The sequence below is a fragment of the Polynucleobacter sp. AP-Melu-500A-A1 genome (assembly GCF_018882125.1).
In the GTDB taxonomy this organism is placed as follows: domain Bacteria; phylum Pseudomonadota; class Gammaproteobacteria; order Burkholderiales; family Burkholderiaceae; genus Polynucleobacter.
This window is the reverse complement of sequence record NZ_JACVOZ010000001.1, coordinates 19,658-46,616: the sequence shown is the minus strand read 5'-3', so window position 1 is coordinate 46,616 and position 26,959 is coordinate 19,658. Positions and strand designations below refer to the sequence as shown.

Below are 26,959 nucleotides of genomic sequence, written 5' to 3'. Positions count from 1 at the left end.
TATGCCCAATAGCCCTACGCAACTTCAGATCATTCAGCCTGATGACTGGCACTTGCACATTCGTGACGGCGAGGTAATGAAGGATGTACTTGCGGATACCGCTCGGCAATTTGCGCGTGCCATCATCATGCCGAACCTTAAGCCGCCAGTTACTACAGTGGCTTTGGCTCATGCTTACCGCTCCCGTATTGAATCGAATCTCAATGCGCTTGGGATTAATCACTTTACTCCCTTGATGACTTTGTATCTGACGGATAACACCTCAGCGAATGAAGTGCATAAAGCTAAAGCAGAAGGCATTGTCGGCTTCAAGTTATATCCTGCTGGCGCTACAACGAATAGTGATGCTGGAGTAAGTCACATTAAGCATTGCTATAAAGCTTTTGAGGCTATGCAAGAGCTTGGTATGCCTTTGTTGGTGCATGGTGAGGTTACCGGTCATGAGGTTGATGTATTTGATCGTGAGGCAGTATTCATTGATGCTGTATTAGACCCATTGCGCAAACTTTTTCCTCAGCTCAAAATTGTGTTCGAGCACATTACGACAAAACAAGCAGCACACTACGTACGAGATGCAGCGGCAGTTGGTAACTCCTTAGCAGCAACCATTACTCCACAACATTTGCTCATGAATCGCAATGCTATTTTTGCTGGTGGTATTCGTCCACACAACTATTGTTTGCCGGTCTTAAAGCGTGAAGAGCATCGAGTTGCTTTATTAGATGTCGCTACGAGCGGTAACCCCCGTTTCTTTTTGGGAACTGATAGTGCGCCGCATGCGAAAGGCGCTAAAGAAGCTGCCTGTGGTTGCGCTGGTTGCTACAGTGCTTTTAATGCTTTAGGTTTATATGCTGAAGCATTTGAAAGTGTCGGTAAGCTGGATAAATTAGAAGGTTTTGCGAGCTTCTTTGGCCCCGACTTTTATTCTTTGCCGCGCAATACTCAAAAAATTACTTTGGCAAAGCATGCAGAGAAAGTTCCATCAGAACTACCATTGGGTGATGCCACCATTGTTCCGCTGCGTGCAGGCGAAACGATTGCTTGGTCCCTGATTTAAATACGCACTAATTTTTTACAAGCCAATTTTCTGTGACTGCGTTAGACTGCAGGCGCAGAGTCAATTGGGCAATCGCCGCCTCTTTATTGAGGGGGAGGAAAGTCCGGACTCCATAGGGAAGGGTGATGGCTAACGGCCATCCACGGCGACGTGAGGAATAGGGCCACAGAGACGAGCGTATTTAGTTACGGTGAAACGCGGTAACCTCCACCTGGAGCAATCCCAAGTAAGCAGGCGATGAGGCGTCCCGCTGAGTCTGCGGGTAGGGAGCTTGAGCCGTCAGGTAACTGACGGCCTAGAGGAATGATTGCCCCTAGATGCAAATCTAGGCGACAGAATCCGGCTTATCGATTGACTCTGCACTTATTCTGAAATGACATCAACGCTATAAGTGAGTTCGGCTGTTTTGGACAACATCGCAGTGGCTGAGCAATATTTGTCATGCGATAACTTCACAGCCCGATCAACTTTCGCCTGATCCAAGTCTTTGCCTTTGACCGTAAAGTGCAAATTGATTTTCGTAAAGACTTTCGGGTCTTCAGAAGCTCTTTCGGCTTGAAGACTCACTTCGCAAGCAGTAATCGCCTGCCGAGACCTTTGTAGGATTAAAACGACATCAAAGGCTGAACAGCCTCCAGCACCTGCCAAAAGCAGTTCCATTGGCCGTGGGGCTAGATTTCTTCCCCCTGCTTCAGGTGCACCATCCATGTTGACCAGGTGACCACTGCCTGTTTCAGCTGAAAAAGCCATTCCACTATTGCCCAACCAAGATACTTGGCATTCCATATTAGTACCCTTAAATTTAGAAATTAATCAATATTATCAACAGTTTACATACTTATAAACGCTAATAGTTGTTGCATAGCAACATAAAAGTCTTGATTTTGGTCAAGATTCTTGCACTGCAACAAGATTTATGTGTAGAATGACCATATTGGTAGTCAGTCTTATATAAGACTGCGACTTACCACCCAGTGTCTCCTCCACCCAAACAAAGGTGGATTCCAACCCAGGACTCGTTCCTGGGTTTTTTTTAGGTTACAATTCAAGGCTTTACTGAATTATCGAACCAGTCAGCGGTAATTGTTTTACCAGTGAAATTGCAGAATCTGCGAGCTTGCAAATATAAGCAGGGCCAAGGTGGACGTAGTTTTATTGGGGTAATTTTTTGACTATAACAATTTGAGAAATCATGAAAACTTTTTCTGCAAAATCCCATGAGGTAGTGCATGAATGGTTCGTGATTGACGCTACGGACAAAGTCCTCGGTCGTGTCGCCAGTGAAGTGGCACTCCGTCTACGCGGCAAGCACAAGCCTGAATACACCCCACACGTTGATACTGGCGACTTTATCGTTGTCATCAACTCTTCTAAGCTGCGTGTTACAGGCACAAAAGGCTTGAACAAAATTTATTACCGTCACAGCGGATACCCTGGTGGTATCAGCTCGACTAACTTCGACAAGATGCAAGATCGTTTTCCAGGTCGCGCTTTGGAGAAGGCTGTGAAGGGTATGTTGCCAAAAGGCCCACTAGGCTATGCCATGATTAAGAAATTAAAAGTCTATGGCGACGCCAATCATCCGCATTCGGCTCAACAGCCAAAAGCGTTAGAGATTTAAGGAAACCATATGGCTATTAATTACGGAAATTGGAATTACGGTACTGGTCGTCGCAAAAGTTCTGTGGCGCGTGTATTCATTAAATCTGGCAAAGGCGACATTATCGTTAACGGTAAGCCTATTGACACTTATTTTGCTCGTGAAACATCGCGCATGATTGCTCGTCAGCCTTTGGCTCTCACAGCCCACTTAACGACCTTTGATATCAAAGTAAATGTTTCTGGTGGGGGTGAAACTGGCCAAGCTGGTGCAGTTCGTCACGGCGTTACTCGTGCATTGATTGACTTCGACAATGCATTGAAGCCAGCCCTGTCTAAAGCAGGCTTGGTTACTCGCGATGCTCGTGAAGTTGAGCGTAAAAAAGTTGGTCTGCACGGCGCGCGTCGTCGTAAGCAGTTCAGCAAGCGCTAATTCTTTCAGTCGCTTAAGTTTTATCGAAAGGGTCGCGCAAGCGGCCCTTTTTGTTTCTACAATTAAGCATATTGTAAGAATGTTGTATTACCCTACAAAATTAGATGTATTGAGAATGCGGTAATTTGGAGAATGACATGATTAAGGTTGGCATCGTTGGTGGCACTGGATATACCGGAGTGGAGCTCCTACGTTTGTTGGCGCAACATCCTGAGGTACAAATTACTGATATTACTTCTCGGACAGAAGCTGGTATGCCAGTCGCTGAGATGTTCCCATCTTTGCGTGGCCGTGTTGATCTCAAATTCACTACGCCTGATGAAGCCAATTTAAATGACTGCGATGTCGTGTTCTTTGCAACCCCACATGGTGTAGCCATGGCGCAAGCAAAAGAATTGCTTGCGCATAATGTCAAGATTTTGGATCTGGCTGCAGACTTTCGCCTTAAAGATGTTCAAGAATTTGCTCAGTGGTACGGGATGGAGCACACTTGCCCAGATATTTTGGCTGAGGCAGTTTATGGTTTAGCAGAGATCAATCGTGAGGCTATTAAGAAGGCGCGCGTGGTTGGTTTGGCAGGGTGCTATCCAACATCAGTGCAGCTTGGCTTAGCGCCTTTGCTTTCGCCAAAGTCGATTGGCAGTAAACAGTTGATTGACGGCAAGCATATTATTTCTGACTCAAAGTCTGGCACTTCTGGTGCTGGGCGTAAGGCTGAGATTGGCACTCTATTGTCAGAGGCAAGTGATAACTTCAAAGCTTACGGAGTAAAAGGCCATCGCCATCTTCCAGAAATCGTCCAAGGTTTAAAAGCCATTGCTGGTCATGATCAGATTGGTCTGACATTTGTCCCCCATCTCACACCGATGGTTAGAGGCATTCATTCGACGCTTTATGTGCGTTTGACTGAGGCAGGCAAAGACGTGGATTACCAAAAGCTCTATGAAGATTTTTATCAAGGCGAGCCATTTGTTGACGTTATGCCAGCAGGCAGCCACCCTGAGACACGTTCTGTACGTGGTAGTAATGGCATTCGGATTGCGATCCACCGTCCAGGAGGCGGCGATACTTTAGTTATATTGGTAGTTGAAGACAATCTAGTAAAAGGGGCCTCAGGGCAGGGCGTGCAGTGCATGAACCTCATGTTTGGCCTGCCGGAAACTATGGGACTGACCCAGATTGCTGTTTCCCCATAATTGGGCGGACCTGCTTCTATTAATACCCCTTCAGCAAGCTCGGCATTTAAAGCCTAAAATAAGTTCTACCCTTTTGAATTAGGAGTAAATCATGACCGAATTAGCTACGCAACCCGCACAAGATTTAGCCGAGCCACCAACCCCTTTGGTGTTCACGGATAGCGCTGCTGCCAAAGTGGCTGACTTGATTGCTGAAGAAGGCAATCCAGAGTTAAAGCTACGCGTGTTTGTTCAAGGTGGTGGATGCTCAGGTTTTCAATATGGCTTCACCTTTGATGACGCTGTCAATGAAGATGACACTTTGTTTGAAAAGAATGGCGTTACGCTTTTAGTAGATTCAATGAGCTTCCAGTATTTAGTTGGTGCTGAAATTGATTACAAAGAAGATATCAATGGATCACAGTTTGTAATTAAAAATCCGAATGCACAGACAACTTGTGGATGTGGATCTTCTTTCTCTGCTTAAAGAAAAAACGAAGCATATTTAAGCAGGGTAACAAGCACCTAGAATTCTAGGACCCTTCGCTCCCGTAACGGCTGGCAAATTTGCTGGCCGTTTTTCTTTATGGGCCCAAGCAAGCCATGCAAATGCGAGACCTTCAACAAGTTGTGGATCAATCCCTGCGGTATCACTTGTCATAACTTCTAAAGCGGATTTAAAAAAATCACTCGCTTTAGTTTTCAGCAAATTCATCAAGGCAGTATTTTTGGCGCCGCCTCCACAGACAATCAGCTTCTGGGTTTGCGGGGCATTAGCTGCCAACGATTCTAAGATTGTGTGAGCAGTTAAATGCAATAAAGTCGCTTGTATATCTTCAGTAAGGAAATTTTCATTTCCTATTTTTTCTTGTAACCATCTTAGATGAAAGTCATCACGACCTGTACTCTTGGGAGGTGCTTTTGCAAAGAATGGATCAGCAAGCATCCTCTGCAGTAGCGCTCCATTTGATTTTCCCTGCGCTCCCCAAGCGCCACTTTTATCAAAGAGATTTCCCTGTTGATCAAAGATCCACGCATCCATCAACATATTGCCAGGGCCACAATCAAAACCGCTCACTTCACCATTTTTAGGAAGTAGCGTGAGATTAGCAATCCCACCAATATTTAAGATCGCTAAATTTTCAGTAGAAGAAAATTGCTGTGCATGAAAAGCGGGTACTAGCGGTGCGCCATGACCACCTGCTGCTACATCACGACTTCTAAAATCCGCAATGACATCAATCCCCGTTTTTTCAGCTAATAGCGCCGCATTGAGAGTTTGATGGGTGTAGGCCAGGTTGTCACCAAGATGCGGTTGATGGCGAATCGTTTGACCATGAGCGCCTATGGCACTTATTTCCTCGGCTTTAAGACCAGTTTTTTCGAGGAGTAAATTTACAGCTTGGGCGTAAGCGATGGCCAAAGCATTGGCAGCCTGCTTCTCTCGATGTAATTCATTGGGGCCTGGGCTTTGGAGGTCAAGCAAGGCTTGATGGAGTTCTCCTGAGAAAGGGGTGCTTACGGCACCTTGAGCGCTCGTTTCCCCATTAGGTCCAATCTTGGCTAAAACAGCATCGATCCCATCTAGGCTCGTGCCAGACATTAGGCCAATATAGAGGGAATGGGGTTTGTTCATGCGGTTCTGGGTTCTGCTCTCAGGAATGCGACAATTATGCTTTAGCAATTTAAATACTAAATAACTGTATCAGCATCCGAATCAGCATGACGGCTAAACCAGAACAAAAATACCCATTGACCCCTGAAGTATTTGCGGCCCTCGAAGTGACCAAACGTGGCTGCGATGAGCTATTGGTAGAGGCTGATTGGGTCCAAAAGCTTGCACGTAGTCAGGCTACTAAGACTCCCTTACGAATTAAGTTGGGCTTAGATCCCACTGCGCCGGATATTCATTTGGGGCATACCGTTGTTTTAAATAAATTGCGCCAGCTACAAGATTTGGGTCATACGGTTATTTTCTTGATTGGTGATTTTACCAGCATGATTGGTGACCCCTCCGGTCGCAATGCGACTCGTCCACCGTTAACTGCGCAAGAGATTGCAGTCAATGCAAAGACTTACTATCGTCAGGCAAGTATGGTGCTTGATCCTGCTAAAACGGAAGTACGTTACAACAGTGAGTGGTGCGATCCTTTGGGTGCACGCGGCATGATCCAGTTGGCAGCAAAACATACTGTTGCTCGAATGTTAGAGCGGGATGACTTTACTAAGCGTTATCGCAGTGGTGTTCCCATCTCCATTCATGAATTTTTATATCCACTGATGCAAGGCTATGACTCTGTCGCACTCAAGAGTGACTTAGAGCTTGGTGGAACAGATCAAAAATTTAATCTCTTGGTCGGTCGCGAGCTTCAACGTGAGTATGGCCAAGAGCCTCAATGTATTTTGACTATGCCTTTATTGGTTGGTTTGGATGGCGTTGAGAAGATGAGTAAATCCAAAGGTAATTACATTGGCATTAGTGAGCCTGCTGGTGAGATGTTTGGCAAGCTGATGAGCATCTCGGATGATTTGATGTGGGATTACTTCACATTACTCTCATTCCGCCCTATGGCAGAAATTGATTTGATGAAACAAGAAGTTGCCGCTGGCAGAAATCCGCGTGATTGCAAAGTACTGCTTGCCCAAGAAATTGTTGCACGCTTTCATTCACAAGACGCTGCTGAAAAAGCCCTAGACGACTTCAACCATCGCGCTAAAGGTGGTGTACCTGAGGATGTTCCAGACGTGAGTTTGACTGGAGCGCCAATGGGGATTGCTAATTTCCTTAAGGCTGCAGGCCTTGCCCCATCTAGTTCAGAGGCCAACCGTAATATTGAACAAAATGGTGTGAAGATTGATGGTGCTACTGTTAGCGACAAGCAACTAAAGATCGAGGCCGGTACTTACTTAGTACAGGTAGGTAAACGCCGCTTTGCAAAAGTGACACTCAGCTAAGGATTTTAAATATCTAAGCTGGTGTTGTTGCTGGGCGGTGTTAAACCAAAGTGCTCATACGCCTGACGCGTTGCCACTCTTCCCCGCGAAGTTCTTTGTAGATATCCCTGCTGAATAAGATAGGGCTCCAAAACATCCTCAATAGTGTCACGCTCTTCGCCAATGGCGGCAGCTAAGTTATCAATACCTACGGGGCCACCATCAAATTTATGCAAGATCGCTTCTAAGAGTTTTCTGTCCATGACATCAAAGCCGCTAGGGTCGACATCAAGCATCTTTAAGGCAGCATCCGCCATTGCTTTTGTAATAGTACCTGTGCCTTTTACTTCAGCATAGTCACGTACTCGACGTAATAGGCGGTTGGCAATACGAGGTGTACCGCGTGCACGCTTAGCAATCTCTACAGATCCTTCAGGATCAATATCTGCTTTAAGAAGATTTGCTGAGCGCTCAATAATCTTGGTGAGTTCTTCGGTAGTGTAAAACTCGAGCCTAGCAACAATGCCAAAGCGATCGCGCAATGGATTGGTAAGCATGCCAGCACGAGTAGTTGCACCAATCAACGTAAAAGGTTTTAGGTCAATCTTGACACTACGGGCTGCAGGACCTTCACCAATCATGATATCGAGGCTGTAATCCTCCAATGCAGGATAAAGAATTTCTTCTACAACTGGAGAGAGGCGGTGGATCTCATCAATGAAGAGCACATCATTGGTTTCAAGATTGGTGAGCAAAGCAGCTAGATCACCTGGCCTATCTAATACAGGGCCACTGGTTTGGCGTAGATTGACGCCAAGCTCTCGAGCGATGATATGCGCAAGGGTAGTCTTACCAAGCCCTGGAGGGCCAAAGAGTAGAACGTGATCTAAAGCCTCTTGGCGTGCTCTTGTGGCCGAGATAAAGATTTCTAATTGAGCGCGTGCTTTAGTTTGGCCTACGTATTCATCTAGCTGTTTAGGGCGCAATGCTCTTTCAAATACGGCCTCAGCATTACCTACTGAGCCGCTAACGATCCGATCCTCTCCCTGTGGTAAATCTTCAGGAATAGCGCTAAGGTCGTCTGTGTGAATTGCCATACTGCAAGTTTAGTGCTTTAAGCCTTAGATAGATACTTCAAGCCCATACGAATACCATCAGACACTGTACTGTCTGGAGGAATCTGCTTTAGGGCAAGAAGCGCTTCTTTTTCAGAGTAGCCCAAAGCTAATAGGGCTTGCAGTACTTCGCTACTTGCTTCAATCACATGGGGTTTACCGCTGCCAATGCCAAGGTCTGGCGCCAATTTACCTTTGAGTTCCAGGCAAAGGCGTTCAGCAGTCTTCTTGCCAATACCGGGAACTTGAGTTAAGCGACCGGCCTCTTGTAAGGCAATAGCTTGAGCTAATTCATTAACGCTCATGCCAGAAAGCACAGCCAGAGCTGTACGTGAACCCACGCCACTAATTTTGATGAGTGCTCTGAAAGCTTCACGCTCTGTTTCAGTGGCAAAGCCAAAAAGTTGTTGCGCATCTTCACGAACCTGAAAGTGAGTTAGTAAAGTAATTTTTTGATTGACCTCTGGCAATTGATAGAGGGTACTCATAGGCACATCAATTTCATAGCCAACACCTTGGCAATCAACCAAAAGCCGAGGAGGGTGAACAGAAACGAGAGTACCTTGTATGCGACCAATCATGTAGAGATCTTAACCTGTGATGGGTATTTTTACTTGCTGCATTTCTTGGGGGCTAATGCTGCGCTGATTGCTTTTGGTATTTGTGCGTGATGAGCAGCGCAAATAGCAACACCCAAGGCATCTGAGGCGTCAGTTCCTGGTGCGCGATTGAGTCTAAGTAGACGTTTAACCATTTCTTGTACTTGGGGTTTTGCAGCACGACCAGTACCCACAATCGCTTGCTTGACTCGCAGGGCACTGTATTCAGCTACAGAGAGTTTCTCAGATACAAGTGCGGCAATGACTGCGCCTCGTGCTTGACCCAACATCAGGGTAGATCGAGGATTTACATTTAAAAAGACTTCTTCGATAGCTGCAGCTTCTGGATGGTAGGTCTCTAGAACTTCTTTTACGCCGGCATAGAGAGCCCCTAAGCGCTCAGGTAGACCCTTGGCAGGATCACCACTCTCAATCGTTCCTGAAGCTACGTAGGTGAGCTTCTGACCATCAACATCGATGATGCCAAAGCCAGTAGTGCGTAAACCGGGATCAATTCCTATCCAGCGCATGCTTACTTAGTTATCTTAATGGCGGAAGTGACGGGTGCCGGTAAAGATCATGGCAATTCCATGTTCATTGGCTGCAGCAATGATTTCATCATCACGCATGCTACCACCAGGCTGAATGGCACAGCTTGCTCCACCATTCACCACGACATCTAAGCCATCACGGAAAGGGAAGAAAGCATCACTAGCAACCGCAGAGCCTTGAAGGCTCAGACCAGCGTTCTCAGCTTTGATGCTTGCCATTCTGGCGGAATCCACACGACTCATTTGGCCTGCGCCAATACCGAGAGTCATACCATTAGCGCAATAGACAATGGCATTGGATTTAACAAATTTCGCTACACGCCAAGCAAACATCATGTCATTCATTTCACTTGGGGTTGGAAGACGTTTACTCACAACCCGCATTTCATTTTCAAGTACGTTCTTGGCATCAGGAGACTGAACCAGCAAACCACCGCCTACGCGTTTGAAATCAAATGTATTAAATGCATTGCCTAATGGGATCTCTAAGAGGCGCACATTTTGTTTAGTAGCAAAGATGGCTTTCGCTTCATCGCTAAAGCTTGGCGCAATCAGTACTTCGACAAACTGTTTAGAAATGGCTTCTGCTGCTGCACCATCACAAGGAACATTAAAGGAAATGATACCCCCAAAGGCTGAGCTCGGATCTGTTTTGAAGGCCTTTTGATAAGCCTCAAGTGCATTAGCGCCAACTGCTACACCACAAGGGTTAGCGTGTTTGATGATGACGCACGCTGCAGCACCGCCGGCATTATTAGAAAAGCTCTTGACGCATTCCCAGGCGGAGTCTGCATCCGCAATATTGTTGTATGACAGCTCTTTACCCTGTAGTTGCTTGTAATTAGCTAGCGCACCTTCAACTTGGGAAATATCTTTATAAAATGCTGCAGATTGATGTGGATTCTCACCATAGCGCATCTCTTGGACCTTTTCAAAAGCGAGATGCAATGTTTCTGGGTAAGCAGAGCGTGTCTGATGATCAAGCTTATCGCCTAGTGCTGAGAGGTAGTTTGCAATAGCACCATCGTATTGGGCTGTGTGTGCAAATACTTTCTTGGCTAAAGCTAAATTCGTTTTATAAGACACAGTATTGTTATTCGCTTTCATTTCAGCCAATACGGGTGCGTAATCTCCGGGTGAAATTAATACAGTGACATCTTGGTGGTTTTTAGCAGCAGCGCGCAGCATAGCTGGCCCACCAATGTCAATATTCTCAATGGCATCTTCAAATGAGCAACTGTCTTTAGCCACTGTTTCATTGAACGGGTAAAGATTGATCACGAGCATATCGATGGTATCGATACCATGCTCTTTTAGAGCCGCCATGTGTTCTGGAAAATCTCTGCGGGCTAATAAACCACCATGCACCATGGGGTGCAAGGTTTTGACCCGACCATCTAGCATCTCTGGAAACTTGGTCAATGAAGACACTTCCACTACCGGTAATTGATTCTCAGCCAAGAGCTTTGCAGTGCCACCTGTAGAGATGAGCTTGATGCCTTGCTCATGGAGTGCTTTGGCAAAAGGCACGATACCATTTTTATTGGAAACAGAGAGAAGGGCTGTACGGATCATTGAAGGATTGAGATAAGAATAAAGATTGAATGAAGGAATAGTTTTGATTATTTTAGAAGTTGATGTTCAAGCAATTTCTTATGCAGCGTATTGCGATTCATGCCCAGATAATGCGCAGCCAAAGATTGATTTTGCTTAGCATGTTGCATTACCAATTCCAGCATTGGCTTTTCAACTACAGCTAAGACCATTTGGTAAATATCGTTAGGCGCTGTGCCTTTAAGGTCATCGAGGTAACCTTGTAACTGAGTCTCAATACATTCAGTAATAGGGTGTTTAGTGGTCATAAAAGTCTATCAATACAAAAAACAAAAAAGAAAAAAGCAATACGAAAAAACTACGCCGCTTCTAAAAGGAGTAAGCGGTCTGAATGGAATTTCATTTCATCAAAATAATCATTCACCATCTGTAATTGGGTTTTGCAATCGTCAGCTGTATTCATGCGCTGACGAAATGCATGTGAATCTCGTAAACCCTTGCAATACCAGCCGATATGCTTGCGAGCCGTACGCAGGCCAATATGCTCACCGTAGAATTCGTAGTGATCTAAAAGATGGGCATTCATAATGCTTTGAATTTCATTGATCTCGGGTGCTGGAAGTTTTCTGCCAGTTTTAAGATAGTGATGAATTTCACGAAAGATCCAAGGGCGGCCCTGGGCTGCTCGACCAATCATGATTGCATCAGCGCCAGTAGTCTGGAGTACAAACGCTGCTTTTTCTGGGCTGGTGATATCGCCGTTCGCAACAACTGGTATTGCCACACTATTTTTCACGGCAGTAATCGTGTCGTATTCTGCGTCACCCTGATATAGGTCGGCTTTAGTGCGGCCATGCACTGTCAACATCGTGATGCCAGACTTTTCAGCGAGCTTAGCAATATCGATCGCATTTTTATGTTCACGATCCCATCCAGTACGAATTTTTAGCGTTACTGGAATCGCATTAGGACCAATGCCCACTGCTTGTACAACTGCTTCTAAGATTTTTTGTACGAGCGGCTCATCCCGCAACAGTGCTGAACCGGCAGCAACATTACAAACTTTCTTTGCTGGGCAGCCCATATTGATATCGATAATTTGCGCGCCATGATCTCGATTGAGTTTGGCAGCAGCTGCCATCATCGCGGGATCAGCACCAGCAATTTGCACTGCGATGGGATTGAACTCGCCGACATGATTCGCGCGACGCTGGGTCTTAATGCTATTCCATAATAAAGCATTAGAAGCGACCATCTCCGAAACAGCATAGCCAGCACCCAACTTCTTACAAAGTTGCCTAAATGGACGATCGGTTACGCCAGCCATAGGGGCTACGAATAGTCGATTTGCGAGGTGGTGAGAGCCAATCTGCATTGATAGGGGCTGAGCGCTAAAAGATAGTGTTGTTTTTCTAGGAAAGCCTGACACTTTAGCACATTTAGGCCTAAATCTGCCTATTATTTAGGCAGATTGCATGATTCAAGTCAATTGAACTGCAGGCTAACTAAGGAGCTGTTTTAAGCGTCTTAGCGCCTGCCAAACATCATTTGGCGAGCTAAGGCTGTCTTCGCTGGGGGAAGCCACTGAAGGGCGGATAAAGCTAATCCACGGGCAAGCACTACGGGGGCTAAATTCGAGGTAAATACCCTGGCCATAAAGTCAGTGAGTCCAATAGTAGTGGTGCGGTCTACTTTACGGCTTTGCGCATAATTCTCAAGCGCATTTTGAATATTTGCCAAAGAATGTTCTGCTGAAGGCCTTGCAAAAACTTCAACCAATTTTTCAGCCAAAAGGTAGGCATCACGCAAACCTAAGTTGAGACCTTGTCCAGCAACAGGATGCAAGGTTTGCGCAGCATTACCAATCCAAACTTCATTATCTTTAGTGATTTGTTTGCGATAGTTCAAACCGAGTTCATACAGTCGACGATCTTGAATTTTCAAGAAGCGACCAATGCGGGTACCAAATTCACTTTGCAAGCTGCTTAAGAATTCTGCATCACTTAATTGGAGGCGATCCCCAGAAGACTCTGGAGATCCGCACCACACGAGATTCAAAATCTGGGGACCGTAGTGACTTGGTAAAACCGCTAAAGGTCCTTCTGTAGTGAAGCGTTCCCAGGCTTGGTGGGGCGCAGCATTCTCAACTTCAACCAATCCCACCAAAGCAGATTGTCCGTAATCGCGACCCGATTCAACCCAATCTTGGGTTTTAAATAAGCCCCCTTCAGCATGCACGATACATTTGGCATCGATATGAGTTGGCGCATCATCTTTAATGTGCTGCCAAATGAAGTGAGGGCTTATTTTGTGGATAGCCCTGAGCGCTTTACGCAGCGTAAGATGAATATCGCGATAACGAACGATGTGACCTAAGGCATCTTGATTAAGTTCTTCTCGTGTCATGAGTGCACGACCAAAACGGCCTGTCTGAGAAACATGTACACGATGAATATCAGCACATTCACTTGGCCATGCATTAATAGTATCTAGCAAAATTTTGCTGCCGTGAGAAAGAGCAATTCCTCTGCTATCAGCGGCTACCATATCTGCATCATCTACTGGGTTGCGATCAAGTAAGGTGATCTTTGCTTCAGGATATTTTTGCAAACACCAAGCTGCGCAGGCGAGGCCTACAGGGCCACCTCCATGAATCACAATATCGCTATGGGGTGAACTCATCTCAAGACTTCATCAGTGCTTCGATTTCATCGGCTTTGACAGGCACACCGCGAGAAATCAATTCGCATCCAGAATCATTGATGACGGCATCATCTTCAATCCGAATACCGATATTCCAGTAACGCTCATCGACATCATCGGCTGGCCTGATATATAAACCCGGCTCAACGGTGATGACCATGCCACTTTGAAGAATGCGCCAAGGCTTTTCTTCTTTAAGGGGATTTTCAATCGGTTCTCGATAAGAGCCTACATCATGTACATCCATCCCCAACCAATGTGAGGTGCGGTGCATATAGAAGCGACGATATGCAGCACTTTCAATCGCGTTCTCTAGCGAGCCTAATTCAGCAAGTTTGAGCAATTTCTCATCTAGTAAGCCTTGAGTTAACACTCGGAGCGCCGCCTCATGAGGTTGCATAAAAGTGTTGCCTGGTTTCGTCATGGCAATTGCAGCTTCTTGAGCGGCTACGGTAATGTCGTAGAGGGCAAGCTGCGGGCCGGTGAACTTTCCATTTACTGGGAAGGTGCGTGTGATATCCGATGCATAGCCATCTAGCTCACAACCTGCGTCGATTAAGCAAAGCTCGCCACTACGTAGCTCGGTAGCGCCAGCACGATAGTGCAGAATGCAAGAATTTGCTCCACCAGCAACGATGCTGTTATAGGCCACGCTTTGGGCGCCACTATTACGAAATTCATGAAGTAACTCGGCTTCTAATTGGTACTCACGCATTCCGGGCTTGCACATTTGCATAGCGCGTACGTGCGCGCGAGCAGAGATGGCAGCCGCTTTACGCATGATGTCAATTTCATGAGCATCTTTGAATAAGCGCATTTCATGTAGGAGGGCTTCAACATCATGAAACTCTGAAGGTGGGTTGATGCCAGATCGCGCCTGCCCACGTACTTTTTTCATCCAGTGACGTAAGCGACGATCAGCCTCAGCACTTTCCGCTAAGCGGATATAAATCGCCTCTTGATCTGCTAGTAAGTCACTAAGCTTTTCATCGAGCATCTGATTGCTGTGCGCAAATTCCACTCCCAAATGCTGGGGCGCCGCTTCTGGCCCCAGACGAATACCATCCCAAATCTCGCGTTCAGGATCTTTCGGTCTACAAAATAAATGGGATTCAAGTTCACCATTAGAGGCGACCTTTAAAACGAGGCTTGCATCAGGCTCTTCGAAACCACACAAGTAAAAAAAATCGCTATCGTGGCGGTAAGGAAATTCGCTGTCGCGATTGCGAGAGACTTCAGGCGCAGTGGAAATGACAGCAATACCCCCGCCCGTTTTGGACAGCATCTGTTTTGCTAGTGCAACTCTGCGTTGTTGGTAGATATTTGTTTTATTCATAGACTGCATTGAGTTCTTGCAAGCGCTGTGGCGTTCCTACATCGTGCCACGGACCCAGATATTTTTCACCAGTCACCCTATTTTCACTCATTGTTTGTCTCAAGAGGGGTGCTAATTTTGCTGAGACACCCCTTTGCAAGTTCTTAAATAGGTCTTTGTGATAGATCCCAATTCCTGAAAAGGTCAGTTTTTCAGCCCCTACTGACTCTTGGTCAGCCACTTTAGCGTCTTTTAAATAAAAGTCTCCATTGGGGTGCTGAATCGGATTTGGCACCATCAGTAGGTGTGCCAAAGTCTTGCTGCCGTTCAGGCGAATTTGGTCTACGGTTGCTAAAAGACTAGAAATCGGCAGATGAGGGCTGAAAACATCTCCATTAATCACAAGGAAATAGTCGTTTGGATTGATAAGGGGTAGTGCCTGGCAAATCCCTCCGGCTGTTTCTAAGGCAGTTTCTTCTGGGGAATATTGAATATGCATCCCAAATTGCTCGCCTTGGCCTAAGGCTGCTTCAATTTTTGAACCCAGCCAAGCATGATTAATCACCACGCTCTGCACACCTGCATTTGCAAGCGCCTCTAAATGCCAAGCTAATAAAGATTTATTTTGTATGGTGAGTAGTGGCTTTGGTAAATCATCCGTAAGAGGGCGCATGCGCTCACCTCTTCCAGCGGCCAATAAAAAACAGGGAAGGGCATTGGTGGAAGTCTTAACCATTCTGTTGTTGACGGGTTGATTCCAAAAGGCGCGCTAAGGGTTTTAATTCAATATAACGATTAGCAGTAGCAATGGCATATTCAAGCACCAGTGGAATATCTTTCAGGTAAGCATCTTTACCATCACGATGAAACAGCCTTGCAAAAATTCCGAGAACTTTGAGATGTCGTTGCAAGCCCATCCATTCAAAATCTCGATAGAACTGCCCAAAATCATTTGGCATTGGTAATCCTAATTTACGCCCTTCTTCCCAAAACTTAATTACCCAATCAATCACTCTTTCTTCTGGCCAGGCAATGTAAGCATCACGCCATAAAGAAGAGGCATCGTAAGTAATCGGTCCATATACGGCATCCTGAAAATCAATTACTCCAGGAGTATTGTTTGTAGTCAGCATTAAATTGCGCGAATGATAGTCACGATGTACATATACTTTGGCCTGTGCCAAGTTGTTTTCAATAATGTACTCGAAAGCCTTTTTGAGCTGCGCTTCTTGTTGTGAACTCAATTCAATATGAAGATGCTTCTTTAAGTACCATTCGGGAAATAAATCTAATTCATGCTGCAGGAGCGCTTCATCATAGTTTGGTAATACATTGGGTTTGCTCGCTAGCTGGATGAGTACCAAAGCATGGGTAGCATCTTTATATAGCGCATCTGCTGTCTCATCATTGAGCTGCGCAAGATAGGTTTTATTGCCAAGATCATTGAGTAAAAGAAAGCCCTCAGTAATATTTTTTTCTAATATTTCTGGGACATTAACCCCTGCCTTCGAGAGCAATAAATCTACCTCGATAAAGGCATCTAAGGGCTCGTGTTGAGGAGGGGCATCCATCACAATTAACGTAGCAAATTTAGGATTTTTGCTATCAATTCGGAAATACCTCCGGAAGCTCGCATCGGCAGAAGCAGGCACCAGGGAGCTAAGATCCAATTGCCAGCTAGGCTCAAGGCCTTTTAGCCATTGAATGAGGGTGTGTAGGCGTACGTCAGTCATGGTCGATTCGTATAATAAGACGGGTCTGGAACTATGAGTCATTATCGCCGTTGCGCTGGTCTTTGCGCCCCTCTTTTTATAGCTGTAACCCTGCGCGCAATGATAGGGGGGGCATTGCTCCAATTTACATCCCAGTTGAGTGCGCAAACACCCCCTCCCTTACCGACAGTTTTTAAGCCCTCAGAGGCTCCACCACTCTTACCTGATCGTGGCAATGTCACCGTTCTAAAGTTGGATGATCAGTTACGTATAGGTCAACCAATTGAAGATAGTAAGGCCCTTACCTTTACTGCTAGCGACTCTATTAATGGCGTGGTCGATCGTGAGATGCGCCTAAAAGATCGCGCTCAAATTCGTCGCAATGGAACAGTAGCCAAAGGCAATGAAATTATTTATAACCCCGATACTGACGTTGCAGACTTAATTGGTAATGCAGAATTAATTAAAGGGAATGCAAATTTCAAAGGACCGAAAGCGCGTCTAAAAGTAGATGCACGTGATGGAGAAATGGAATTACCGGTTTATGAAATTGGTGATAGCCGAGCAAGTGGAAAAGCAAAAAAATTAACCATTGAAAGCGGAGATATTTTTGCTTTTGATAATGCAACTTACACTACTTGCACTCCTGAAAATTTAGATTGGTATTTCACTGCTAATAAAATTGAAATTGACAACGAGCAAAAAGAAATGCGGGGGCAAGACGGGGTGATGCATCTTTTTGATGTTCCTGTCGCTTATGTTCCTTACTTTAGTTTGCCTACAGGAAAAGAGAGACGCTCCGGAATTTTGCCTCCGATTGCTGGATACAACTCTAAGAATGGCGTTGATATTACGCAACCGTATTACGTCAATATTGCGCCCAATCGTGATTTAACAATTTTGCCGCGTTACATGAGTCAGCGTGGCGTGCAGTTGGGTATGGGTTATCGTTTTATCGATACGACCTATTCGGGTAACGTAATGGGTGACTACTTGCCAAGCGATCAAAAGGCAGGTGGCATTAATCGTTGGCGATATGACTGGCAGCAGCGTCAAACTTTAGTTGGGTCTCAGTTGGGTGGTCCAGGTTCAGTGAATGCCTATGTCAATGCTGCCAAGGTATCGGATAACCTATATCCCACAGACTTCTCACAAACCGTTGCCGGCGCCGTGACAAGTCAGTTCCGCCAAGAGGTAGGTGCGGTATCGCAACTTCCTTCTAGATTGAGTAATTGGACAGTTTCTGCCAAGGCGTTGACATTCCAGACCCTGCAGCCCAATTTACCTAGTACGGTTGGAGCGCCTTACAACATTTTGCCTCAGGTGACAGCGGTCTATCGCAGTAACTTAGTACCGCCGGCCTCAGGGACTGATGGGCGCTACATCACCTTACCTACTGGCCCTACTACGACCTTGTCTACTGATTTCTCGCGGTTTTCGTACAACATTGCCAGCAGCATTCCCAATACGGCGCCAGGTATTTTCAGTCAAGCCGATCGTACGGTAGTTAAGGGAATTTTGGAATATCCAACGATTACGCCTGGATACTACATTCGCCCAAAGTTAAGTTTCCAGTCAAATACCTATAGCGCCACTGCCTATCAGGCTGGATATTTGCCTGCTCAAGGCTTCTTAATTCCTACTGCAAGCTTGGATACAGGCTTAGCATTTGAAAGAGATGCTTTGGAGATGGGAAGCTTTTTTGGTCAAAACATGTTGCTTAGCATGGAGCCACGTGCCTTGTATGTGTATACGCCTTATGTAAATCAGGCTAATACACCTTTATTCGATACCGCCGATGCGGGTTTTGGTATTAGCCAGATCTTTAGTGAAAATACCTTTATTGGTAACGACCGTGTATCTGATAGCAATAAGATCACTGTGGGTTTAACCAGTCGAATTACGGAAGCAAATACGGGTGCCGAAAGAGCGGTGATTACGATTGCTCAGCAGCAGCAGTTCAGTCCACAGAAAGTGGGTTTGACGGGAAATATTGTGAGCCCTACAGCCTATTCCGATACCTTAGCAGCTGCCTCCATTCGATTAATGGGAAATTTCAATGCCGACGTTTTTGGGCAGTACAATACCCAGCTAAACCGTTTCGTGCAGACTACGGTGGGCGGTAGCTGGCGTCCAGCACCAGGTCGCAGCTTAAACTTTGGTTATCGAAATGTTTGGCAACCGCCTATTCAGGCAACCCCATTCAATCCAATCGGAACGCCATCTGGAACAACGACCGATCAATATAATCTTTCTGGTCAGTGGCCCCTTACAAGGGAGATTTCTTTAGTAGGTCGTTGGGGGTATGATTCACTTACAACCAAGACTTTGAATACCTTAGTGGCGATTGAGTATGTACGTGACTGTCTTGTTTTCCGAAGTGCATATTCTCAACTTCTGTTGAATAACAACACTACGACTCAAATCTTGTTTCAGATCGAGTTCAGAGGTCTTGGTGTTGCGGGAGACAATCCTGTGGATTTGATGAAATTAAATGTTCCTGGTTATATGCCTACACCCAAGCCTTTACCTGTTTCAACCTATGAGAATTACCAATGAACTTTTGTAAGAAAAATCTGAAGCGCTTTATTACTTGCGCATTTTTGCCGATCAGTTTGGCGCTGTTCGGTTTAGCTCATGCACAAGATGTAAATCGAAAAGCTGCGCCTACAAGTGTCACTGGTGCAGATAATAAAATTCGCAATATTGATGGGGTAGCAGCAGTTGTCAACACTGGCTACATTACACGCAAAGAAATTGATGATCGCGTTGCCGCTTTACAAAAGCAGGGTGTAAAGGCACCGGATGCAGCTGAATTTAGAAAAGCTGTGCTAGAGCGCTTGATTATAGAAAAAATTCAAATGCAAAATGCAGAGCAAGAGGGTATAAAGGTTACCAATAAAGACTTAGATAGAATTATTGGAGACATTGCAGCAAAGAATAAATTATCCTATGCAGAGTTCAGGTCAAAAGTGAACGCCTCAGGAACCTCATTTGAGCGCTACAAAGAGTCTCTCCGAGAGGATGTGCTCCTTACTCGTTATCGTGAGCGAGAAGTTGATGCCCGTATTAAGATTTCTGATGCAGAAATTGATAACTTTATTGCAGAGCGTGCACGCGTCATTTCCGGTAAGGGTGCTGCACCTCGTTCAGCGGCGCCTGGCGCTGGTGGCGGCCCAGAAGAAATCGATGTAGCACAAATCTTTATCCCTGTAGATCCTGGTGCAGGTGTTGGTACTCAGGCAGAGGCGAAGAAGAAGGCTGAAGCCCTATTGGTAGCTGCTAGTGGCGATGTTGACTTTATGCAATTGGGTGAGATAGCAGCAAAAGAAAATCCAAAGATTAAATTTCAGGAGCTTGGTTATCGCACCCCTGATCGTTTACCTCAAATATTTTATGAAGCAGTACGAAATCTCGGTAGTGGCCAAACAGCTAAAGTGGTTCTGAAAAGCCCTGCAGGTTTTCACGTGCTAAAGGTTTTAGATCGTAGGACCATGATTGCTGGTGGGGCACCTCAACAAGAGGCACCTCCACTAGAAGTAGCGTCATCAACTCCTCAAGCCATCACCATTATTCAAACAAATTCACGTCATATTTTATTGCGTCTACGTTCAGGATTAACTGACCAGGAAGCTGAAAGACGCCTGCAAGGTTTTAGGGATCAGATTCGAACAAAGACTGCTGACTTTGGTGAATTGGCTAAGAAATTTTCGGAGGATGGCTCTGCCGCAGCGGGTGGCGAGTTGGGTTGGATGAGTCCGGGTGATTTAGTTCCAGAGTTTGAGCAGGCAATGAACCGCTTACAAATTGGGGAGGTAAGTAATCCTGTGAAATCAGAATTTGGTTGGCACTTAATCCAAGTGACTGATCGTCGCGATGGACAGCTCACCGTGGAGAAGCAACGTCAGTTCGCTCGTGCCAATATTCGTGAACGTAAATATGAACAAGCTTTCCAAGATTGGATTCGTGAATTACGCGATAGCGCTACTGTGAAAATTCTTAACGCAGAAGATGGCGCAACTAGCACCCGTTAATCTGGTTGTTACTACTGGCGAGCCAGCCGGTGTTGGCCCAGAAGTCTCCCTCAAGGCTGCTCTAGCTTTTTTAGCGGAGCAAGAAAATGCAGACATTACTTTACTTGGGGATAGGAATTTAATCCAGATACCTCAAGGAGTAAATCCTAAGTTACTAGATCGTCTCAAGCTCGAGTCAGTTGAATTGGTACAGCCTGTTATTCCAGGGGTCTTAAACTCTGCAAATGCCCAATACGTTCTCAGTCTTCTCAATCAAGCAGTAGAGGCTTGTTTGAAAAAGCGTTTTGATGCGATGGTTACTGCTCCAGTGCAGAAAAGTATCATTAACGATGCTGGCCTTATATTTACGGGGCATACGGAATATCTCGCGCAGCATTGTGATGTCCAGCATGTAGTCATGATGTTGTGCGCCCCCCTGCCAAAAGGTTTCTTAGGAATGAATCAGCCCCGTGATCTCAGGGTTGCTCTCGTTACTACTCATCTTCCATTGCAAGCAGTATCTGCTGCACTCAATCAAGATTACGTTTTAGAAACGATTCAAATTGTTGCAAAGGATTTGCGAGACCGATTTGGAATTGCTAAGCCTGTTATGCGAATAGCTGGACTGAATCCTCATGCAGGAGAATCTGGTTATTTGGGTCGCGAAGAAATTGAATTCATTACGCCAGCTATTAAAGCAGCTCAGAACTTAGGAATCGATGTCACAGGCCCTTTTCCAGGGGATACGATGTTTGATATTGCGGCTCTAGAGTCTGTAGATGCATTTATTGCGATGTATCACGATCAAGGTTTAGCACCATTTAAATTTGTGACTTTTGGAGGCGGCGTTAATGTCACGCTGGGTTTGCCAATGATCCGTACCTCTGTAGATCATGGGACGGCTTTGGATATTGCCGGTAAAGGCTTGGCAGATTCTGGAAGCATGCTCGAGGCTTTGCGCTTAGCCTATCAATTGGCAATGAACCAAAGAAATCCATCCTAAGCATGCATCGTGCTCGTAAACGTTTTAGCCAAAATTTTCTGCAAGACGATGGCATCATTTATTCGATTGTTGCCTTAATACAGCCAAGCGCTCAGATGCATGTGATTGAGATTGGTCCTGGTCTAGGTGCCTTAACCAGACCCTTGCTTAAAAATTTAGATCAACTAGATTTATTAGAAATTGACCGTGATTTAGTAGCTTATTGGCATCAAGAGAACTTGCAGGGCCTCAAAGTCATTGAGGGAGATGCACTGCAGTTTGATTTTTTAGAGTGGGCCAAGAGTTGTGATGGGCGTACTGGTCTTTGTAAAGTTGTTGGAAATCTTCCTTACAATATTTCATCGCCTTTATTGTTTCATTTAGTTGGTGCCGCCAAAGAGATTGATGAGCAAGTCTTTATGCTACAGGCTGAAGTTGTTGAACGTATGGTAGCTAAAGCAGGCAGCTCAGATTTCAGTAGATTGTCAGTCATGCTGCAAGCTCGCTATGACATGGAACAGGTATTAGAGGTGCCTCCTGAGGCCTTTGATCCTCAGCCCAAAGTGAACTCTGCTGTAGTGCGCATGATTCCTCGAAAAGACTTCAACTTAAATGATGCGCAATGGAGCGCGCTAGAGAAAGTAGTTGCTGCTGCGTTTTCCCAAAGAAGAAAAATGCTCCGAACCAATTTACAGGCTTTTGCCGACCGCATCCATTTAACGGAAATAGAGCTTAAGGCGAGGGCGCAAGATATTTCAGTAGATCGTTATATGGAGTGGGCTAGGATCCTAGCCGCTTAAGCAAGTAAATCTAAGTTGAGATTTACTGATACGCGCTTGGATCAATCACACGCATTTCTGCTTCAATCCAACCTTCTACTTCTTGCTGTAATTCTTCTCCTGATTTTCCTTCGGAACGAATCACGGGACCAATGGAGAAAATCACAGTCCCAGGTTGTTTAAGAAAACTATTCTTAGGCCAAAAGCGCCCTGCATTGTGGGCAATCGGAATCACCAGTGCACCAGTGGCACTAGCGAGGCGTGCACCACCTTTGCGATAGGGTTTATTCGATCCAATCGGGGTTCTGGTGCCTTCGGGGAACAACATAATCCACTTGCCTTCGCTTAAGCGTTTTCGGCCCTGGCTAGCGACTGACAGCGCAGCAGTTTGTTTGCTAGCCCGATTGATATGAATCATTTTAAGTAGTGCTAATGCCCAACCAAAGAAGGGAATCCAGAGTAATTCACGTTTAAAGACAAAGCATAGCTGTTTAGGTAGTAGGGCAATATAAGCAATGGTTTCATAGGCAGATTGGTGCTTACTTAGAATCACCACTGGCTCATTTAACACAGCCTCCATATTTTCCATGCCGCGAATTTCATAATGAATCCCGCAAAGATGTTGTAGAACCCAGATTACTACCTTGTTCCATAAGCCAATAAAGGTATAGCGATTTTCTGGACTCAAAAAGGGGAAAGCGATCATGCAAAGCACAGACCAAATCGGAGTAAAGATCAGTAAAAATAAAGCAAAGAGTGTGGAACGAATAAAAGTCATATTTGCTTTATGCCTTGTTTTCTAGAATTGCACTAGCAAAAGCCATGAGATCAGCATGAATTTGCGTACCCTCTGGCAAATTTCCTGCTTCCAGAGTCTTTTGACCTTTGCCAGTAAGTACTAGGTGAGGCATTGCGCCTAGGGTGATGCCAGCTTGAAGATCGCGCAAAGAATCGCCCACAATAGGGACCCCAAGTAATGGGGTCGTGCTATCTGTTCTTTTGTAACGTAGCGCAATTTCTTTCATCAACCCAGGAAGTGGTTTGCGGCAATCGCACCCATGAGAATCAATGTGTGGGCAAAAGAAAATACCATCAATATGACCACCTAATGGCTTGAGCAACTTATCCATCTTGTCATGCATGGCATGCAAATCGGTGATAGTGAAAAAACCTCTGGCTAAACCAGATTGATTGGTTGCAATTGCAATTTGGTAGCCAGCTTGATTGAGGAGAGCAATTGCCTCTAAACTACCTGGCAGCGGAACCCACTCATCTACTGATTTCACATAATCATCACGATCTTCATTGATCACGCCATCACGATCCAGAATGATGAGTTTAGAAGAGCTTAGGCTCATGCTAATTTGCCGAGATCGGCAACGAGATTCATTTTCTGGTGCAGTTGTTGCAGGAGCGCTAGACGGTTATCACGTAGTTCAGGATTTGGGTCCATCACCATCACATCGGCAAAGAACTGATCGATGGGCACACTCAAAGCGACTAGCGCTTTAAGAAGTTCAACAAACTGACGTTTTTCATATGCCGTATCTAGTGCTGGTGTGGCTGCTTCGAGGGCTTGGTAAAGTGCAGACTCTGCAGGAATCTGCAATAGTTTGCTTGAGCAAGCCGCAGGAATCTTTGTTGTCGTTTTCTTCAAGATATTGCTAATACGTTTATTGGCTGCCGCTAGTTGAGCAGCTTGAGGTAATGCATTAAATTCGCGTAAGGCGGCTAAACGCGCAATCAGATCATTAATCTGCGCCGGGGATTGACTTAATACCGCATCGATCTCTGCACTGGTAAAAGGTTTTCCAGCCATTGCCTGATCACGTAAGTAGGCGCGAAGACGATCAATGATGAAGGCATCAATATCAGCCGTTTGCGCTTTTTCTTGTACTTCTTTTTGTGGAAACTGCGCACGAGCCAATTCAATTAACTCTGGCAAGCTTAAGGATAGATTTTTTTCCAAGAGCAAGCGACAGATGCCTAAAGCATGACGACGTAGCGCATAGGGGTCTTTATCCCCTGTTGGTGCAAGACCAACACCCCAGATACCGACTAATGTTTCGAGTTTATCGGCAATCGCCAAAATCGTACCTGTTTGAGTTTGTGGCAAAGCATCGCCTGCAAAGCGCGGCATATAGTGCTCACTACAAGCAGCGGCCACCTCAGCATTTTCACCATCGTGTTTAGCATAGTAGTTGCCCATAATGCCTTGCAGCTCTGGGAATTCGCCAACCATATCGGTAAGTAAATCGGTTTTGGCAAGCTCAGCTGCACGCTCAGCCAGCTTGTGATCTGCACCTAATTTTTTAGCAATTCCGGCGGCAATACCTTGAACGCGTTTGGCACGCTCTAACTGATTACCCAGTTGATTGTGATAAACCACTCTGCCAAGATCGGCGACTCGTGAAGCTAGCGGGCGCTTTTGATCTTGCATAAAGAAGAAGCGTGCATCAGAAAGGCGTGGACGCACGACGCGTTCATTACCAGAAACGATGGCATGCGGTTTATCGGTTTCAATATTGGAAACAATCAAAAAGCGATTGCGTAATTTTCCTTGCTTATCGGTCAGGGCAAAGTATTTTTGATTTGTCTGCATGGTCAGAATCAAACATTCTTGAGGTACCTCCAAAAATTCTTGATCGAAATGACACTCATAAATTGCTGGCCACTCTACAAGCGCAGTGACTTCGTCGAGAAGACTATCTGGCATCAGTACTAAGTCATCGCCAGCAGATTTGAGAAGAGCAGCTTCTATCTTGGCACGACGCTTATTAAAGCTTGGAATAACTTTTGCTTTTGTCTCTAAGTCCGCTTCATATTGATCAGCGACTGTAATGGCTACTATGCCTGGCGCAAGAAAGCGGTGCCCTTCCGTTTGATTGCCCGCATCAATACCAAGGCTAGTGAGTTTGAGAGTCTTGTTGCCATGCAGTGCAATGATGCGGTGTGCTGGACGGGCAAATTGCACATCAGCCAATTGACCATTTTTTTGTTGCACCTGATAGTGCATCATTTTGGCAATTGGTAATTTGTTTAAAGTTTGCTCAAGTGCTGCTTGAGCAGTTTGCTCAAGTGCTGCACCTTTGGCGATGACATTGAGATACAGAGCTTCATTTTTACCTTCGCCTGATTTTTCTAGAGCTGCAAGATCAATATCTGCATAGCCTAGAGATCCCAATTTCTTGAGTAGGGGCGGCGTTGCTTTGCCATTGGCATCAAATGCAATGCTTGTTGGTAATAATTTTTCACGCACCGGGTAATCAGGCGCTTGATCTAGAACATTTGTAATAAATACTGCAAGGCGACGTGGCGTTGCAAAACCAGTCACCGTAGAGGTATCTGAGGCTAGTCCTGCAGACTTTAAAGAGGCATAGATGCCTTCGCTAAAAGCATCACCTAAACGACGTAGTGATTTAGGGGGTAGTTCTTCTGTAAAGACTTCAATCAATAAATTAGCTGATTGCGAAGGAGAATTAGATGTACTCATAAATAGGTATTACTTAGGCTTGGCGATGGCACATTGGGAATCCCAGCTTTTCTCGGGACTCAAAATACGCTTGTGCAACGGCGCGCGAGAGATTACGAATGCGGCCAATATACGCAGCACGTTCTGTAACAGAGATGGCGCCACGGGCATCTAAAAGATTGAAGGTATGGGCAGCCTTTAAGACCATTTCATAAGCAGGCAATGCCAAAGGCACTTCCATTAAGCGTTTTGCTTCGCTTTCATAGTTTGCAAAGTTTGCAAATAGTAAGTCTGCGTTGGAGTGTTCAAAGTTATAGCAAGACTGTTCAACTTCATTCTGGTGATACACGTCACCATAAGAAATACCGTCTGCCCAAACAAGGTCATATACATTCGAACAATTTTGAATGTACATTGCTAAGCGCTCGATGCCGTAAGTAATTTCGCCAAGCACGGGTTTGCAATCTAAACCACCAACTTGCTGGAAATAAGTGAACTGGGTTACTTCCATGCCATTGAGCCAAACTTCCCAACCCAATCCCCAAGCACCCAAGGTTGGATTTTCCCAATCATCCTCAACAAAGCGCACATCATTTTCTTTGAGATTAAGACCAAGAGCGGATAGCGAACCAAGATAGAGTTCTAGAATATTTTCTGGGGCGGGCTTAAGAACAACTTGATATTGATAGTAGTGCTGCAAGCGATTTGGGTTCTCGCCATAGCGCCCGTCTTTGGGTCTACGTGAGGGCTGAACATAGGCTGCTTTCCAAGGCTCTGGACCAATAGCGCGCAAGAAGGTGGCGGTATGAGAAGTACCAGCGCCTACCTCGAGGTCGATAGGTTGTAATAGGGCACAACCTTGTTGGTCCCAATAATCTTGGAGTTTGAGAATGATTTGCTGAAAAGTAAGCATGATTAACCTGGCTAAGCCATTGATTTTACATGGCTAGGATGGTCCAGGAGTTA

At 45.5% G+C, this 26,959-nt stretch carries 26 protein-coding genes and 1 other RNA gene; 11 read left to right on the top strand and 16 right to left on the bottom strand.

The window, feature by feature from the left end; translation table 11 throughout:
- Position 1 precedes the first annotated feature (1 nt).
- Positions 2 to 1,057 (top strand): dihydroorotase, encoded by a 1,056-nt coding sequence (gene pyrC, locus ICN38_RS00245; RefSeq protein ID WP_216253615.1) that lies wholly within the window; start codon positions 2 to 4, stop codon positions 1,055 to 1,057.
- Positions 1,058 to 1,113: 56 nt separating this feature from the next.
- Positions 1,114 to 1,420, top strand: an RNA gene (gene rnpB / locus ICN38_RS00240) — RNase P RNA component class A.
- Here rnpB and ICN38_RS00235 read toward each other — a convergent pair.
- On the bottom strand, positions 1,421 to 1,843 hold the full coding sequence (locus ICN38_RS00235; RefSeq protein WP_216253612.1) for an OsmC family protein: 423 nt from the start codon (positions 1,841 to 1,843) through the stop codon (positions 1,421 to 1,423).
- Between the two features lie 406 nt (positions 1,844 to 2,249).
- On the opposite strand from ICN38_RS00235, the gene rplM reads away from it, so the two are divergent.
- The 4 genes from rplM (at position 2,250) to erpA (ending at position 4,751) form a co-directional block, all read left to right on the top strand.
- Positions 2,250 to 2,678 (top strand): 50S ribosomal protein L13, encoded by a 429-nt coding sequence (rplM, locus tag ICN38_RS00230; protein ID WP_071466969.1) that lies wholly within the window; start codon positions 2,250 to 2,252, stop codon positions 2,676 to 2,678.
- 9 nt (positions 2,679 to 2,687) lie between these two features.
- Complete coding sequence (gene rpsI / locus ICN38_RS00225; protein ID WP_216253609.1) at positions 2,688 to 3,089, top strand: 30S ribosomal protein S9; 402 nt, start codon at positions 2,688 to 2,690, stop codon at positions 3,087 to 3,089.
- 137 nt (positions 3,090 to 3,226) lie between these two features.
- Entirely contained in the window at positions 3,227 to 4,285 is a 1,059-nt protein-coding gene (gene argC / locus ICN38_RS00220) for an N-acetyl-gamma-glutamyl-phosphate reductase (protein WP_216253607.1), read from the top strand.
- A gap of 91 nt (positions 4,286 to 4,376) precedes the next feature.
- Entirely contained in the window at positions 4,377 to 4,751 is a 375-nt protein-coding gene (erpA, locus tag ICN38_RS00215) for an iron-sulfur cluster insertion protein ErpA (RefSeq protein WP_068319574.1), read from the top strand.
- A gap of 18 nt (positions 4,752 to 4,769) precedes the next feature.
- Here the strand turns inward: erpA and ICN38_RS00210 are convergent, their stop codons facing one another.
- Positions 4,770 to 5,900 (bottom strand): anhydro-N-acetylmuramic acid kinase, encoded by a 1,131-nt coding sequence (locus tag ICN38_RS00210; RefSeq protein WP_216253605.1) that lies wholly within the window; start codon positions 5,898 to 5,900, stop codon positions 4,770 to 4,772.
- 86 nt (positions 5,901 to 5,986) lie between these two features.
- On the opposite strand from ICN38_RS00210, the gene tyrS reads away from it, so the two are divergent.
- Complete coding sequence (gene tyrS, locus ICN38_RS00205) at positions 5,987 to 7,219, top strand: tyrosine--tRNA ligase (RefSeq protein ID WP_216253603.1); 1,233 nt, start codon at positions 5,987 to 5,989, stop codon at positions 7,217 to 7,219.
- A gap of 5 nt (positions 7,220 to 7,224) precedes the next feature.
- Here tyrS and ruvB read toward each other — a convergent pair whose 3' ends face one another.
- The 10 genes from ruvB to ICN38_RS00155 all read right to left on the bottom strand — a co-directional run bounded on the left by ruvB (position 7,225) and on the right by ICN38_RS00155 (position 16,768).
- Positions 7,225 to 8,295, bottom strand: a complete 1,071-nt coding sequence (gene ruvB / locus ICN38_RS00200) for a Holliday junction branch migration DNA helicase RuvB (RefSeq protein ID WP_216253601.1) — start codon at positions 8,293 to 8,295, stop codon at positions 7,225 to 7,227.
- A gap of 17 nt (positions 8,296 to 8,312) precedes the next feature.
- Complete coding sequence (gene ruvA / locus ICN38_RS00195) at positions 8,313 to 8,894, bottom strand: Holliday junction branch migration protein RuvA (protein ID WP_216253599.1); 582 nt, start codon at positions 8,892 to 8,894, stop codon at positions 8,313 to 8,315.
- Between the two features lie 29 nt (positions 8,895 to 8,923).
- Entirely contained in the window at positions 8,924 to 9,442 is a 519-nt protein-coding gene (ruvC, locus tag ICN38_RS00190; RefSeq protein ID WP_216253597.1) for a crossover junction endodeoxyribonuclease RuvC, read from the bottom strand.
- Between the two features lie 15 nt (positions 9,443 to 9,457).
- Positions 9,458 to 11,038 (bottom strand): bifunctional phosphoribosylaminoimidazolecarboxamide formyltransferase/IMP cyclohydrolase, encoded by a 1,581-nt coding sequence (gene purH / locus ICN38_RS00185; protein ID WP_216253594.1) that lies wholly within the window; start codon positions 11,036 to 11,038, stop codon positions 9,458 to 9,460.
- Between the two features lie 47 nt (positions 11,039 to 11,085).
- The gene (locus tag ICN38_RS00180; protein ID WP_216253591.1) at positions 11,086 to 11,325 is read right to left on the bottom strand and encodes a helix-turn-helix domain-containing protein; all 240 of its coding nucleotides are present in this window, start codon (positions 11,323 to 11,325) and stop codon (positions 11,086 to 11,088) included.
- 50 nt (positions 11,326 to 11,375) lie between these two features.
- Entirely contained in the window at positions 11,376 to 12,392 is a 1,017-nt protein-coding gene (gene dusB / locus ICN38_RS00175; protein ID WP_216253588.1) for a tRNA dihydrouridine synthase DusB, read from the bottom strand.
- Positions 12,393 to 12,544: 152 nt separating this feature from the next.
- A complete protein-coding gene (locus ICN38_RS00170) occupies positions 12,545 to 13,699 on the bottom strand; it encodes an FAD-dependent monooxygenase (RefSeq protein ID WP_216253583.1) in 1,155 nt (384 codons plus the stop codon).
- Between the two features lies 1 nt (position 13,700).
- Positions 13,701 to 15,056, bottom strand: coding sequence for a Xaa-Pro aminopeptidase (gene pepP / locus ICN38_RS00165; protein WP_370624340.1), 1,356 nt, complete (start codon positions 15,054 to 15,056; stop codon positions 13,701 to 13,703).
- Positions 15,049 to 15,771, bottom strand: coding sequence for an N-acetylmuramate alpha-1-phosphate uridylyltransferase MurU (gene murU, locus ICN38_RS00160; RefSeq protein ID WP_216253577.1), 723 nt, complete (start codon positions 15,769 to 15,771; stop codon positions 15,049 to 15,051). Before murU ends, pepP begins: the two co-directional genes overlap by 8 nt.
- Positions 15,764 to 16,768, bottom strand: coding sequence for an aminoglycoside phosphotransferase family protein (locus ICN38_RS00155; RefSeq protein ID WP_216253573.1), 1,005 nt, complete (start codon positions 16,766 to 16,768; stop codon positions 15,764 to 15,766). Before ICN38_RS00155 ends, murU begins: the two co-directional genes overlap by 8 nt.
- A gap of 33 nt (positions 16,769 to 16,801) precedes the next feature.
- On the opposite strand from ICN38_RS00155, the gene ICN38_RS00150 reads away from it, so the two are divergent.
- The 4 genes from ICN38_RS00150 to rsmA are packed head-to-tail and all read left to right on the top strand — an operon-like array spanning position 16,802 to position 22,542.
- Entirely contained in the window at positions 16,802 to 19,306 is a 2,505-nt protein-coding gene (locus ICN38_RS00150) for an LPS-assembly protein LptD (RefSeq protein WP_216253570.1), read from the top strand.
- Entirely contained in the window at positions 19,303 to 20,781 is a 1,479-nt protein-coding gene (locus ICN38_RS00145) for a peptidylprolyl isomerase (RefSeq protein WP_216253567.1), read from the top strand. The genes ICN38_RS00150 and ICN38_RS00145 overlap by 4 nt, the downstream gene beginning before the upstream one ends.
- Entirely contained in the window at positions 20,759 to 21,763 is a 1,005-nt protein-coding gene (pdxA, locus tag ICN38_RS00140; protein ID WP_216253565.1) for a 4-hydroxythreonine-4-phosphate dehydrogenase PdxA, read from the top strand. Before ICN38_RS00145 ends, pdxA begins: the two co-directional genes overlap by 23 nt.
- A 2-nt stretch (positions 21,764 to 21,765) precedes the next feature.
- Positions 21,766 to 22,542, top strand: a complete 777-nt coding sequence (rsmA, locus tag ICN38_RS00135) for a 16S rRNA (adenine(1518)-N(6)/adenine(1519)-N(6))-dimethyltransferase RsmA (RefSeq protein ID WP_216253562.1) — start codon at positions 21,766 to 21,768, stop codon at positions 22,540 to 22,542.
- Positions 22,543 to 22,564: 22 nt separating this feature from the next.
- Here rsmA and ICN38_RS00130 read toward each other — a convergent pair whose 3' ends face one another.
- The 4 genes from ICN38_RS00130 to glyQ are packed head-to-tail and all read right to left on the bottom strand — an operon-like array spanning position 22,565 to position 26,906.
- On the bottom strand, positions 22,565 to 23,299 hold the full coding sequence (locus ICN38_RS00130; RefSeq protein WP_216253559.1) for a 1-acyl-sn-glycerol-3-phosphate acyltransferase: 735 nt from the start codon (positions 23,297 to 23,299) through the stop codon (positions 22,565 to 22,567).
- A gap of 7 nt (positions 23,300 to 23,306) precedes the next feature.
- On the bottom strand, positions 23,307 to 23,879 hold the full coding sequence (gmhB, locus tag ICN38_RS00125; RefSeq protein WP_216253556.1) for a D-glycero-beta-D-manno-heptose 1,7-bisphosphate 7-phosphatase: 573 nt from the start codon (positions 23,877 to 23,879) through the stop codon (positions 23,307 to 23,309).
- Positions 23,876 to 26,014: a glycine--tRNA ligase subunit beta gene (glyS, locus tag ICN38_RS00120; RefSeq protein WP_216253553.1), complete on the bottom strand. Its 2,139-nt coding sequence runs from the start codon at positions 26,012 to 26,014 to the stop codon at positions 23,876 to 23,878. The genes gmhB and glyS overlap by 4 nt, the downstream gene beginning before the upstream one ends.
- Positions 26,015 to 26,027: 13 nt before the next feature.
- A complete protein-coding gene (glyQ, locus tag ICN38_RS00115) occupies positions 26,028 to 26,906 on the bottom strand; it encodes a glycine--tRNA ligase subunit alpha (protein ID WP_216253550.1) in 879 nt (292 codons plus the stop codon).
- Between the last annotated feature and the right edge of the window lie 53 nt (positions 26,907 to 26,959).

Coding starts and splice junctions, on each gene's coding strand:
- pyrC (WP_216253615.1), top strand. CDS start 2: ATGCCCAATAGCCCTACGCAACTTCAGATCATTCAGCCTGATGACTGG.
- ICN38_RS00235 (WP_216253612.1), bottom strand. CDS start 1,843: ATGGAATGCCAAGTATCTTGGTTGGGCAATAGTGGAATGGCTTTTTCA.
- rplM (WP_071466969.1), top strand. CDS start 2,250: ATGAAAACTTTTTCTGCAAAATCCCATGAGGTAGTGCATGAATGGTTC.
- rpsI (WP_216253609.1), top strand. CDS start 2,688: ATGGCTATTAATTACGGAAATTGGAATTACGGTACTGGTCGTCGCAAA.
- argC (WP_216253607.1), top strand. CDS start 3,227: ATGATTAAGGTTGGCATCGTTGGTGGCACTGGATATACCGGAGTGGAG.
- erpA (WP_068319574.1), top strand. CDS start 4,377: ATGACCGAATTAGCTACGCAACCCGCACAAGATTTAGCCGAGCCACCA.
- ICN38_RS00210 (WP_216253605.1), bottom strand. CDS start 5,900: ATGAACAAACCCCATTCCCTCTATATTGGCCTAATGTCTGGCACGAGC.
- tyrS (WP_216253603.1), top strand. CDS start 5,987: ATGACGGCTAAACCAGAACAAAAATACCCATTGACCCCTGAAGTATTT.
- ruvB (WP_216253601.1), bottom strand. CDS start 8,295: ATGGCAATTCACACAGACGACCTTAGCGCTATTCCTGAAGATTTACCA.
- ruvA (WP_216253599.1), bottom strand. CDS start 8,894: ATGATTGGTCGCATACAAGGTACTCTCGTTTCTGTTCACCCTCCTCGG.
- ruvC (WP_216253597.1), bottom strand. CDS start 9,442: ATGCGCTGGATAGGAATTGATCCCGGTTTACGCACTACTGGCTTTGGC.
- purH (WP_216253594.1), bottom strand. CDS start 11,038: ATGATCCGTACAGCCCTTCTCTCTGTTTCCAATAAAAATGGTATCGTG.
- ICN38_RS00180 (WP_216253591.1), bottom strand. CDS start 11,325: ATGACCACTAAACACCCTATTACTGAATGTATTGAGACTCAGTTACAA.
- dusB (WP_216253588.1), bottom strand. CDS start 12,392: ATGCAGATTGGCTCTCACCACCTCGCAAATCGACTATTCGTAGCCCCT.
- ICN38_RS00170 (WP_216253583.1), bottom strand. CDS start 13,699: ATGAGTTCACCCCATAGCGATATTGTGATTCATGGAGGTGGCCCTGTA.
- pepP (WP_370624340.1), bottom strand. CDS start 15,056: ATGAATAAAACAAATATCTACCAACAACGCAGAGTTGCACTAGCAAAA.
- murU (WP_216253577.1), bottom strand. CDS start 15,771: ATGGTTAAGACTTCCACCAATGCCCTTCCCTGTTTTTTATTGGCCGCT.
- ICN38_RS00155 (WP_216253573.1), bottom strand. CDS start 16,768: ATGACTGACGTACGCCTACACACCCTCATTCAATGGCTAAAAGGCCTT.
- ICN38_RS00150 (WP_216253570.1), top strand. CDS start 16,802: ATGAGTCATTATCGCCGTTGCGCTGGTCTTTGCGCCCCTCTTTTTATA.
- ICN38_RS00145 (WP_216253567.1), top strand. CDS start 19,303: ATGAACTTTTGTAAGAAAAATCTGAAGCGCTTTATTACTTGCGCATTT.
- pdxA (WP_216253565.1), top strand. CDS start 20,759: ATGGCGCAACTAGCACCCGTTAATCTGGTTGTTACTACTGGCGAGCCA.
- rsmA (WP_216253562.1), top strand. CDS start 21,766: ATGCATCGTGCTCGTAAACGTTTTAGCCAAAATTTTCTGCAAGACGAT.
- ICN38_RS00130 (WP_216253559.1), bottom strand. CDS start 23,299: ATGACTTTTATTCGTTCCACACTCTTTGCTTTATTTTTACTGATCTTT.
- gmhB (WP_216253556.1), bottom strand. CDS start 23,879: ATGAGCCTAAGCTCTTCTAAACTCATCATTCTGGATCGTGATGGCGTG.
- glyS (WP_216253553.1), bottom strand. CDS start 26,014: ATGAGTACATCTAATTCTCCTTCGCAATCAGCTAATTTATTGATTGAA.
- glyQ (WP_216253550.1), bottom strand. CDS start 26,906: ATGCTTACTTTTCAGCAAATCATTCTCAAACTCCAAGATTATTGGGAC.